This window comes from Clostridium sp., from assembly GCF_036569345.1.
In the GTDB taxonomy this organism is placed as follows: domain Bacteria; phylum Bacillota; class Clostridia; order Clostridiales; family Clostridiaceae; genus Clostridium_AD.
Genome location: NZ_DATCQT010000040.1, coordinates 1 through 10,883, shown reverse-complemented (window position 1 = coordinate 10,883; position 10,883 = coordinate 1). Strand labels below are relative to the sequence as shown.

Here is a 10,883-nt window from a genome sequence, read left to right as displayed (position 1 = left end):
AGAACTACAAAATAGATTGGAAAAATATTTAGGAATAAAGCATATACTCTTGGTTGCAAATGGAACAATAGCCCTTCAAATTGCCTATAGGCTTTTAGATATAAAAGGTGAAGCGATTACCACACCCTTTTCCTTTGTAGCTACTACTAGTAGTCAAGTATGGCAAGGTATAAATCCAGTTTTTGTAGATATAAACAAAGAAACCTTTAATATAGATTATAAAAAAATCGAAGAAAAAATTTCAAAAGATACTTCAGCTATAATTCCTGTCCATGTGTTTGGGAATGCCTGTGATGTAGAAAAAATAGATGAAATAGCAAAAAAATTTAATTTAAAAGTAATTTACGATGCCGCGCATGCTTTTGGAGTTAAATACAAAGGAAATAGTGTACTCAATTATGGAGATATATCTACACTTAGTTTTCATGCTACTAAAATTTTCCATACTATAGAAGGTGGTGCACTTATAATAAATGATGATGAAATTTATGACAAGGCCACAAGAATAATTAATTTTGGAATAAGTGACTCAGAGCATATAAATGAGGTTGGAATTAACGGGAAAATGAATGAATTTGAAGCAGCCATGGGATTATGTGTATTGGATGATATTGATAAAATATTTGAAAATAGAAAAAAACTATATGAAAACTATATGAACTTTTTAAGTGAAGATGTGATTAGACAAGAACAAAATATAAATAGCAACTTAAATTATTACTGTTTTCCCATAGTATTTAAAGATGAAGAAACCTTATTAAAAGTAAAAACTGCCCTTGCAAGTGAAAATATTTATGCAAGAAGATATTTTTATCCATCTCTTAATAATCTACCTTATATAAAAAACAAATCTCAAAGGTCACCCAATTCAGAGTTCGTTTCAAGCAGAATCCTTTGCTTGCCACTTTATGATTCACTAGAATTGGAAATACAAAAAAATATTATTAACATTATAAATACAACAGCTTAAATATTAAAAAAATACTGGCAATATTTTTAGGAGATGTTTGTTTTGAATATTATTGTTATTGGTTCTTCTGGACATGCAAAAGTTGTAATTGATAGTATTGAAAAAGAAAATAAATATGAAATTATAGGATTGCTAGATAGATTTAAAGAAGTCGGGTCTAGTTCCATCGGATATAAAATAATTGGAAAAGAAGAGGATTTACAGAATTTAATAAAAATATATAAAATAGAGGGTGGCATTATTGCAATTGGAGATAATTTTATTAGATATACTGTTTATGATAAAATTTCACAAATTATCCCACATTTTAACTTTATTAAAGTAATTCATCCTTCTGCACAAATAGCCAGGAATGTACTAATAGGAAAAGGCACAGTGATAATGGCCAATACTACTATAAGTAGTGAGGCAACAGTAGGCGATTTTTGTATTATTAATAATAACTCATCCTTAGATCATGACAGTAAAATGTTAGATTATTCAAGTTTAGCTCCAGGTTCAACTATTGGTGGAAATGTAAAAATAGGTTTGTTTACAGCTGTTTCATTAGGTGCAAAAGTAATTCATGGAGTAACAATTGGAGAGCATTCTCTAATAGGAACTGGTGCCACTGTAGTAAAAGATATTCCAAAGTACGTTGTAGCATATGGTACTCCAGCGAAAGTAATTCGAGGTAGAATCGCAGGGGAAAAATATCTATAAAATAAAGTAGTTTATGTTGTTTAATTTGGTTCACAAAAAACTATATCTACTACAGTTGAAGAAACATTATCTAAACTAGCAAACGTAAAGCAGCTTGATAGAATATCTGGAAATACTCCCTATGAAATAGCTGTAAACTTTGCAAAATATAAAAGCACCACAAGTGAATCTGGCTGGGGAAGAAATAATAAATAAGGTCATGCTTTTTCCTTCGGTACAATAAATAAACCCATGGAAATCGTCACTTCTGTAATACTTGCACATATGGGAAAACATTCACCTTTATTTTAATAAAAGGCTACAGTGTTCCTGAGATAACATCAGACTATATTAATGAAGTTTATTTCTGAAACACTTTCGTCTTTTTTCACAATTTTAAATCGTACCAGATTTATAGGATTTGTATCTGCTTCATCTTTTACTCTGAAATAGTCTTTTAACTCCTTCTAAACAATAAATACAGTAAATTTGTAGGGGTATGTTTTGCAAGAAAATAAAAAGCCTAGCAATTACACTAGACTTAAAAGGGCAAACAAATAAAGTACACACAACAATATCTGCTCAATTATTAGCAATTATCAAGTTGTGGATTTTCTTAAAATTAGGAAGACACCTTTCGCAAAGTTTCAAACAAACAAAAGGTGTGCTTGCTTTTGATTCTATTGTCTTGGATTTTCAAAACTTGGTGCAGTTGGATTAGGTGCGTCAAAAAATTTACCTGGAGTTGATAGGTCAAAATATAATCTTGAGTCTTCTGTTACTCCAAAACTTTTATTTGATCCAGTATCTTTTACCTTATTTAATGCTTCTCTAAATAAAGCGTTATGTGCTTCTTCGCGATTTAGCAAGAAATCTATTGTTTCTTTTACATATTTATCATTAATTTGGCGATATAAATTTTGGTATACAACTTTAGCTCTTTGCTCAGATGCTATGTTAGAAAGTAAATCTGCAACTAAATCTCCTGTGACAGTTACATAATCTGCAGTCCATGGTGCTCCAGATGAATTAACTAATACTGGTGATAATCCTGCCTGAACTAGAGTTTGAATTTCTCCAACTCCTACGTCCTCATGTTCTACATGATGTCCATTTAGTAAGTTTATAGTTTCTGCAACCATTTCCATATGACTTAATTCTTCAGAGCCTATATCAAGAAATAAATCTTTTATTGCTTGATCCTTAACTCTAAAACTTTGTGCTAAATATTGTAACGCTGCCTTTAACTCACCGTTTCCTCCACCTAATTGCTCTTGCATTAATATTGCATACTGAGCATTTGGTCGTTCAACCTTTACTTCTCTTAATAATTGCTTATCATGTTTAAACATATATAACCTCCAATAATTATTATTATTATTAATTTATTTTAAACACTAAATTTTACTTAAACTCATCTGAAGGTTTAGATGAACATTCACTAAATTTTTGTTTTTCCTGTAGAGTTGTATCAATAGAATTGCTAGACATGCAGGCCATAGCAGCTTTTGATAAACCATTTATTACTTCGTTAGCATCTGATTTATTTAATTTCTTTGAATGTTCTAAAGAAGCATCAGTAGTTTTTTTAGTTAAAATATTACTATTAGCATCTTTATGTTCAGCAGATTGTTTATTTAATTCTCTTGTTTCTTCTAAATTATTTTTACTCATAATAACTCTCCCTTCAAATAAGATAATAACTAAATATACAACTATCAAAGCAAAGACTTTTTTAACCTATAAATATTAAGTAAACAACAATATTAAAGTTTTGCTATTAACATTGTAAAAATATTAAGCTAATAGAAATAATCCAATATAGTAATAGTGTAACCAATGAAATTGAAATTATGTTATCAATTCTTAGATATAATTAAATGATACTAGTTTCAAACTTAATGGTAAATTATGATCTCATCAAATATTATAATTTATTTTTGGACATCATAATATTAATATAAAAATCTAAATGAGAAAGGTTGTGTTTTAAATGGGCTTTTTAAGTTGGATAGGTGGAATAGTATTATGTTTTTGGGTCTTGGGACTATTTAGTGTTGGAGGAACTTTAATCCATTGGCTACTTTTGATAGCTGTAGTAGTTTTCTCGTAGACATGATTCTAGGAAAAAATAAAAGAAGAAATATTATAAAATAAATAAAGCAATTTGGCTCTTATTTACCTTTAAGTGTTTTATATCAGAAACTAAGTAACCCAATATAATTATTAAACAAACCGAAGTATTAAAGTTGCTTTTTATTAAATTTATTTTTTAAATATATAGAAATTTCAATTAAAGCTTCATCTGCTTTATACGTAATCTTATCCATTGTAATGAAACCATGTGTAACACCCCTATATTGGGTAGAAACAACATCTACACCTTCAAGTATTAATTTGTTTCCATAAGATTCACATTCATCTCTTAATGGATCAAATTCCGCTGTAATTATTAGAGTGTCAGGTAAATCCTTAAAATTGTAAGATAATAAAGGAGAGGCATATTTATTTTTTCTGTCCTCTAATTTAGGAAGATATAGTGATAAAAATTTTTCGGCATTTTCTTTTGTATAATTATAATCCATACCAAAATGTGACCAAGATTTAGTGTTAAGCTTATAAATGTTTGTAGATGGATATATAAGTACCTCACAAGTTATGTTAGGACCATCTTTATCACGTGCCATTTGAGATACAACAGCAGAAAGGTTACCACCAGCACTGTCACCGGCAACACAAATACGGCTAGAATCACCCTTAATACTTTTAGCATTTTTATAAACCCATTGGAGTACATTATATACATCATTAAGCCCAGCAGGAAAAGGGTTTTCGGGTGCGAGACGATAGTTTACAGATACTACAATAGCATTTGAGTTTTTAGATAGCTTTCTGCAAACATTATCATAGACATCAATATTACCGCTTATAAAGCTACCACCATGGGAATAAATTATTATAGGAAAATTATTGACATTGCCATTTTCAGGCGTATATATTCGCACAGGTACCTTGTTTGTATCTGTATTTATATTCATATTTTTTATATTGGAAAATGGTAAGGGTTTAGAGCTCCATCTTGTTGCATTTTTATTTAATATCACACGTATTTCATTTATAGACTTCCCTTTAAGTGAAATAGGGTTGAAATAGTTTGTTATCTTTGACATTACACCAAACTTTGTATCAAGCTTTCCATAATTTGTTGCAGTGAAATCTTTAATTATAAGATAGGCGCAGATTGCAATAATCAACACAACAACAGAAAAAATCAAAATTATCTTTTTAGTTTTCATTTGATAAACCTCCTCTATTATATTAAATATTATAAATGATCATTCGTTGTTAAAAAATTTTTACAGATTAACAGCATTATGCCCATTTTTATTATAATAATTAGTATTATTACCTTTTTTACATAATAATAATACTTGAAAAGTTTTTAAGCATTATTATTATAATTTTAAGTTTACATTTGAACATAAATTTTAATATACTGGTTAAACTAATATTGAATTAGCACTAATTAATTGCAGTTGGAGGTATCTTTTATGTTCTTAATATTATTGACATTATTAATTGTGATTATTTTAATATCATTATTAATTATATTATTATTTACTGTAGATTTAAGGGTTAAGATAGTATTTGATACTTGTAAAACAAATTTAAGTATGACTTTATTGTGGTTACACTCATTTTTAAAGGCTTTAGTCACTATTGAGGAATCTAAGCCAATGCTTACATTATATTTGTTAAATAGAAGATTATTTAAAAGAAAATTAAAGGCAGGAAAATCAAAACTTAATAAAACAGATCTTATGAAATTGATCCATTCAAGTGATGTACATGTCAATGTGTACTATGGTTTTCGAGATCCTTTTACTACAGGCATTACTTGTGGGGCATTTACTGCAGCCTCACAATTTATAAATATAGATTCAATAAATCAGATGCCCGATTTCACAACTGAAAATGACTATATTTATTTAGATGCAAGTGCAAATGTGAATCTAGGTTCAACATTATTAAATTTATCTAGGTTTAAATAATTAAAAAAATAAAATAATAAGGAGGAGAATTAAATGGATCAAGGTTTAAATTTATCTCAAAATATTGATACTCTATTTAATAATATTGAAAAGTATACAAAAACTGAAGGTGTTATTGGTAAACCTGTTACTCACGAAGATAAAACTTTCATACCAGTAGTTTCTGTATCTGTTGGGTGTGGTGGCGGAAATACCGCTACTAAAATGCCACAAGGTAACACATCTGGTAATCAACAAATGAGCTCAAGTAATATGGCAGGTGGTGCACTAGGACTTGGTGCTAAAATTAATACTGACGCAATTATAGTAATTGATAAAGGGAATGTATCAATGATGACTTTAAGTGCAGCAGGAAATGCCTCGCAACTTTTAGATAAAATACCAGAAATGGTTAAGGGAATGACAAATCAACAACAAAGTAAACAGTCATAAACATTTTATTTTTATGTAAACCTAAAGTTTAAATTAAAATTGCTTAAACGGCTAAATCCCTATGGGATTAAAGCCGTTTAATCTTTTTTGTAATCTCTTGGTATTATAAAAAATTAATTTGATAATGAAGCGTCTAAAAAAGATAAAGTTTTAAGATTATTGCAGACTATCATACCCATACTAATAGTGCAAAAGGACATATTCCCTTACTCAATGTTATTTTGGGTGAACATGCAAAAGGAAGTATTTAATCAAATGTTTAATTTCATCCCGAAGGTAATATGTTTATAAACATGGTTAGTTATGGCAATTTCTTTTAATCCTCTTTCTATTATTTTACAAATTAGGATTTTATTTTGAAATATGAGTATTCTCTAGAGAGTCGGAGATTTCTAATATAGGCTCCTCTCTCATTAATGTTTCTTCAATGTGTTTTATATCTTGTATCTGTTGTTTATAAATAGATACCTCCTCAAAATTAACTTTATGTTTATAGAAATCAACATGTTCTTCATTAAGAAGTATACGGATAACTTCCGTGGGCATATATTTAAGTGCTTTTTTATTTATTACAAGCTCTTCTCGTATAAATGGTACAGTAAAGGTTTTTTCTTCTGTGATAGTCTCCCTATAAATATTTACTTCTCCAGTTTTCATCCATTTTTTGGCTATCTCAAGCTCTTCTTTCTTAATTTGAAATGTTGTCATATCTATCGTCCTCCATTTGTTTTAAAAAACACCTCACGAATTATGAGAATTCGGAGGTGCTTCCTAATTTATTTATTCGTGATGGCCTTCAATATCAACTATATCAGCGTTACCAATTTTATTTACCCGAGCTTCTTCTCGCTTAAGGGTTTCATCTATATGCTCTGTGCCTTCTATGGAACGTTTATGGGCTGAAATTTCTGATGTTACTACTGTATGTTTATCTACATGAACTTTTTCTTCACTAACAGGAATTTTAATAGTTTGTTCTTCAGTGATTGGTGAATCACTTGCTACATTATTTAAGCTTTTTCTTTCAATTACTACTTCTTCACGCATTACAGGAACATCAACTGATTTTTGTTCTTCAATAATTTCCTTGCCAAATTCTACGTCGCCTTTATGAACGCTGTCTTTGGCGATATCAAGTTCTTCTTTGCGTAGAAGAATCTTTGCGTCATCATCACTAATTTCTTTTCTAGTACCATCGCCATTTACAAATCCTTTAAGTATTTTCATATATAAATACCTCCATGAATCAAATTTTATCTAATAATATATTTCCCCTCATATAAATATATTATCCTATTATATAAATGGAAAAGAAAACCTCAGATAAATTAATACTTAGATGCTAAATAGTTTATCAACAATAAAATGACCAATGTTTTTAATACAAGAAAAGCATTTTAAAAATAGATTTATATAATGGTGTTTTAAAAAAAAATGATAAAAATAGCTCCAACAGAAGTAGAAATTTATACTGCTACAATATTATATGATTTCTTCATATTATTGATTTCAATTATAGATGTTAATTTAAACTATAAAGGAAATTTAAACTATAAAGGAAATTTAATGTCAGCTGTGATTTCTGTGTTGTAATAACCTGGATATTCAGAAACATAAGGGGGTCCTTCCCTATAAAATTCAAATTGACATATATAGATCTATTTTATGTAGTATGAAGGTGTAGATACTGTTCCTAAAGGATATGAAGTTATTAGTAATATAAAAAAATTAACAAATAGCCACTCTCTCTAGAGGAGAATGGCTATTAACTATGATTTACTTCGTTCATATGCTATATGATGACCGACTCATTTCATGATATTATTGACGTTTATATTAATATCCATGATGGTGCCCATGGTCGAAATCATGATCAAAAAATCTTCTACGTCTTCTTCTTCCAAGTAAATCGCCAATAAACAGTATCCTGGCTAAATCCCCAACTCCACGTCTGCTAAAGCGACGTCTTTGTCTCATATCATCATCAGTGGGATCTTCTCGATGTTCGTGATGTTCTTCATCCTCGTCATCTTCGTCATCCTTATAATATTTTTCGTATCTGTCACATACTTCTTTACACATATGATCCATTTCATCATTGCTGGGGCAATACATAGGTCCATAACAGGACATCATCATATCACAATGGTGCTTTACCATGGGATATATTCTGATATAAATTTTAGGATACATGTTTTTTAAGTCTTCATCATTTTCATCATACATAGGCATATTCATCATAGGCATACAATGTCCAAGATTTTCACAGTCTTTACAACGGTAGTCGTACATAAGTACCTCCAAAATAATATTAACACTTTATATTATTCAACTTTCGTTATTTAGTTACAATATCATATCTTAGTTAAATACTGAAACTATAGAAAGGTTAATACCAATTGTGTTACATTCACATTGAGGCTATTTGCCATTATTAAATCATTGTAAAAATACTTAATATATGTAAAAAATGGTATGATTTAATATATATTGTTCATATAGGGAGGTAACAAAAATGGGAGACATTATAGATGCCGTATTTATAGATAGGGATGGAACAATTGGAGGAGGGTGTTCAATAGAAAAGAGCAACAAAAACTGTATCAGTTTTTGTAAAGTGCCTGACTCCTTACAAAAATTAGGAGTGGAGCTTTCAATCTTTGTTGATAATAAAAAAGTGATGTCTTATATTTCTCAAGTAAATCCTGTATTGTAGGGTCACAATTATAGCAACAAAAATTGAAAATTCATTTCCGATTTTTGTAAGGTGACAGGCACCTTTCAGATATTGGCAGTGAAGTGAACAATATCCGTTGCTTATATTTTCAGTATTTAACGTTAAGGGCAGTATTATAATAATCAAAGAATTAGACAGACAGGTAAAAATTATATAGATACACCAAAGGAGATTCAATACTTTTTCGAGAGAGATATAAAGGTTATTAACCTAAACACACCTCTTATAAGCACTGGCGATACTAAACTAGAGTATACAATAAACAATGAAGATAATAATTGAATAATGCAACTTGGTAATTTGCACGGAACTTTTTGTAAAATATCTTTAGATGAAATTAGAAAATACATAGAAAACATAGGTGAAAATAATTAAATTGTAAAGTACATATTCTGACTCGAAAACAGGCTAATGGGTATGGCAATTAGACTGCAGTCATAGTGTATAAATCAAATTAAGCGGTGGCAGATTTATGGATTGCCACCGCTTTGCCACCGCTCTATAAAATATTAATGAATAAAGATAGTTATAATTTAATATAAAAAATCTGTTAAACACAGTATAATCAATGAACTATAGATATGTTGAAATATAATAAAATTCATAAAAGTACTAAAAAGATCAAATACAGGACTCGGCTTACAGACTTTCTCACACTATGGAAAAGACTATGTTTAACGCATAGTCTTAAAATGCATTTAAATGAGTTGTTAAAATAAACAAAAGGTGTACATTTACTTTTGCCCCTTTTTTTGCCCCTTATAGGTTAAACTAAGCAGGTATTACATAAGATTAATTAAAAAGTAAAATGGCTATTTATAAGGGTTTTAAGGTTATATAAACTTAGTAAAAATCATTTCTGTCGAATCTGTAGGTCGTGGGTTCGACTCCCGCTGGGCGCACCATCAAAGCTTTGCAAACATTATGTTTGTAAGGCTTTAACTTTGCCCTAAAATTATCTGAATGATAACTCATAGTAAAGAAAGAGTCTTTACTTTTTTTGATTTTTCTGTATAATTATTATTGTTTTAACAAATAAATAATTGAATTGGAGAAAGAATATGATAAAGAAGAAAATAGCAAATATCCCTTTTGGACCGTACATTACAGTTTTAGCAGGAGCGATGATCAATGGGAAACCAAACTATGCCACAATTGGTGCATATGGTGTTGTAAGCGAAAAACCTGTATTGTATATTTCATTGAAAAATTCTCACTATACAACTTCAGGTGTAGTGGAAAATGGTTTTTTTAGTGTAAACATACCATCCTCGGAATCTATTGAAAAAACTGATTTATGTGGGTGCCTCTCTGGTAATAAAGTAGATAAATCAAATATTTTTGATTCGTTTTATGATGAAGCAGGAAATGCACCAATGATAAAAGAATGTCCTGTAAATTATCTTTGTAAGGTAATACAGACACATAGTGACAATAAGTAAGTAGGTTTTAGAATAATGTATTAAAATAGATTATATTTAAGATTTAAAACAAAAAATAAAAATACTGTACTTGGGGGGAGCCCAGTACAGCATAATTATTAGTTGATTATTATTTACATTAAAAAGGATGTTATTTAAATTATAGACTATTATAAAAATTTTATTCACTTTATTTAGTAAATAAAAGAAATTTAATCCTGAGGCAAGAGAAATCTTGTTTCAGGACTTTTTTTTCTTTTTTATCAAATTGATTTTTAAGTTCTTTAAATCTATATGATTGTTTTTGACTAAATCTAATTAAGGTAATATATTTTTTGAAATTAACATGTGCATATATAAAAATTTGATGGGTTCCTAAAAATTTATAAATTCTTATTAAATTAATATTCTCAACATTGATACTCTTAATTAGTTTTTCATCATTTTCATATTGTTTTTGAGGTTCAATAAATTTCTCGTTATTTTTATAAATATCTAGCATATCATTATTTAAGTATAATGTATGAAATCTTCCAATAGCATTCATTTGGACCTCTCCTAATTTTTTGTCATATGTATCTTATATTTAT

Annotated in this window: 14 protein-coding genes and 1 pseudogene; 8 read left to right on the top strand and 7 right to left on the bottom strand. The window is 28.9% G+C overall.

What is annotated here, in order from left to right; all coding sequences use genetic code 11:
* Both VIM70_RS03535 and VIM70_RS03530 read left to right on the top strand, forming a co-directional pair.
* Positions 1 to 970 (top strand): DegT/DnrJ/EryC1/StrS family aminotransferase (locus VIM70_RS03535; RefSeq protein WP_331944177.1); only part of this gene is annotated, 970 nt, incomplete at its 5' end.
* Between the two features lie 42 nt (positions 971 to 1,012).
* Complete coding sequence (locus VIM70_RS03530; protein WP_331944175.1) at positions 1,013 to 1,672, top strand: acetyltransferase; 660 nt, start codon at positions 1,013 to 1,015, stop codon at positions 1,670 to 1,672.
* Between the two features lie 659 nt (positions 1,673 to 2,331).
* Here VIM70_RS03530 and VIM70_RS03525 read toward each other — a convergent pair.
* Entirely contained in the window at positions 2,332 to 3,003 is a 672-nt protein-coding gene (locus VIM70_RS03525; protein WP_331944173.1) for a manganese catalase family protein, read from the bottom strand.
* A gap of 52 nt (positions 3,004 to 3,055) precedes the next feature.
* Complete coding sequence (locus VIM70_RS03520) at positions 3,056 to 3,325, bottom strand: hypothetical protein (RefSeq protein WP_331944171.1); 270 nt, start codon at positions 3,323 to 3,325, stop codon at positions 3,056 to 3,058.
* Between the two features lie 319 nt (positions 3,326 to 3,644).
* Between VIM70_RS03520 and VIM70_RS23380 the strand changes: the two genes are divergently transcribed.
* On the top strand, positions 3,645 to 3,764 hold the full coding sequence (locus VIM70_RS23380) for a DUF5670 family protein (RefSeq protein WP_331944169.1): 120 nt from the start codon (positions 3,645 to 3,647) through the stop codon (positions 3,762 to 3,764).
* Between the two features lie 130 nt (positions 3,765 to 3,894).
* Here VIM70_RS23380 and VIM70_RS03510 read toward each other — a convergent pair whose 3' ends face one another.
* A complete protein-coding gene (locus VIM70_RS03510) occupies positions 3,895 to 4,947 on the bottom strand; it encodes an alpha/beta hydrolase (RefSeq protein WP_331944167.1) in 1,053 nt (350 codons plus the stop codon).
* A gap of 255 nt (positions 4,948 to 5,202) precedes the next feature.
* Here VIM70_RS03510 and VIM70_RS03505 point away from each other — a divergent pair, with 255 nt between their 5' ends.
* Both VIM70_RS03505 and VIM70_RS03500 read left to right on the top strand, forming a co-directional pair.
* Positions 5,203 to 5,703: a hypothetical protein gene (locus tag VIM70_RS03505; RefSeq protein ID WP_331944165.1), complete on the top strand. Its 501-nt coding sequence runs from the start codon at positions 5,203 to 5,205 to the stop codon at positions 5,701 to 5,703.
* 33 nt (positions 5,704 to 5,736) lie between these two features.
* Entirely contained in the window at positions 5,737 to 6,135 is a 399-nt protein-coding gene (locus tag VIM70_RS03500; RefSeq protein ID WP_331944163.1) for a GerW family sporulation protein, read from the top strand.
* A 351-nt stretch (positions 6,136 to 6,486) separates the two neighbouring features.
* Here VIM70_RS03500 and VIM70_RS03495 read toward each other — a convergent pair whose 3' ends face one another.
* Together VIM70_RS03495 and VIM70_RS03490 are read right to left on the bottom strand one after the other, a co-directional pair.
* Positions 6,487 to 6,843 (bottom strand): YsnF/AvaK domain-containing protein, encoded by a 357-nt coding sequence (locus VIM70_RS03495; protein WP_331944161.1) that lies wholly within the window; start codon positions 6,841 to 6,843, stop codon positions 6,487 to 6,489.
* Positions 6,844 to 6,915: 72 nt separating this feature from the next.
* Positions 6,916 to 7,362, bottom strand: coding sequence for a YsnF/AvaK domain-containing protein (locus VIM70_RS03490; protein WP_331944159.1), 447 nt, complete (start codon positions 7,360 to 7,362; stop codon positions 6,916 to 6,918).
* A 207-nt stretch (positions 7,363 to 7,569) separates the two neighbouring features.
* Here VIM70_RS03490 and VIM70_RS03485 point away from each other — a divergent pair, with 207 nt between their 5' ends.
* Positions 7,570 to 7,728, top strand: coding sequence for a hypothetical protein (locus VIM70_RS03485; protein ID WP_331944157.1), 159 nt, complete (start codon positions 7,570 to 7,572; stop codon positions 7,726 to 7,728).
* Between the two features lie 243 nt (positions 7,729 to 7,971).
* On the opposite strand, the gene VIM70_RS03480 is transcribed toward VIM70_RS03485, so the two are convergent.
* Complete coding sequence (locus VIM70_RS03480) at positions 7,972 to 8,427, bottom strand: hypothetical protein (protein WP_331944155.1); 456 nt, start codon at positions 8,425 to 8,427, stop codon at positions 7,972 to 7,974.
* A 223-nt stretch (positions 8,428 to 8,650) separates the two neighbouring features.
* Here VIM70_RS03480 and VIM70_RS03475 point away from each other — a divergent pair, with 223 nt between their 5' ends.
* Positions 8,651 to 8,851 carry a hypothetical protein gene (locus tag VIM70_RS03475; protein ID WP_331944153.1) on the top strand — a complete coding sequence of 67 codons (201 nt, stop codon included), beginning with the start codon at positions 8,651 to 8,653 and terminating at the stop codon, positions 8,849 to 8,851.
* A 1,082-nt stretch (positions 8,852 to 9,933) separates the two neighbouring features.
* A pseudogene (locus VIM70_RS03470) lies at positions 9,934 to 10,296 on the top strand (flavin reductase family protein); the annotation flags it as partial.
* Between the two features lie 187 nt (positions 10,297 to 10,483).
* Here VIM70_RS03470 and VIM70_RS03465 read toward each other — a convergent pair.
* Positions 10,484 to 10,840 carry a hypothetical protein gene (locus VIM70_RS03465; RefSeq protein ID WP_331944151.1) on the bottom strand — a complete coding sequence of 119 codons (357 nt, stop codon included), beginning with the start codon at positions 10,838 to 10,840 and terminating at the stop codon, positions 10,484 to 10,486.
* Between the last annotated feature and the right edge of the window lie 43 nt (positions 10,841 to 10,883).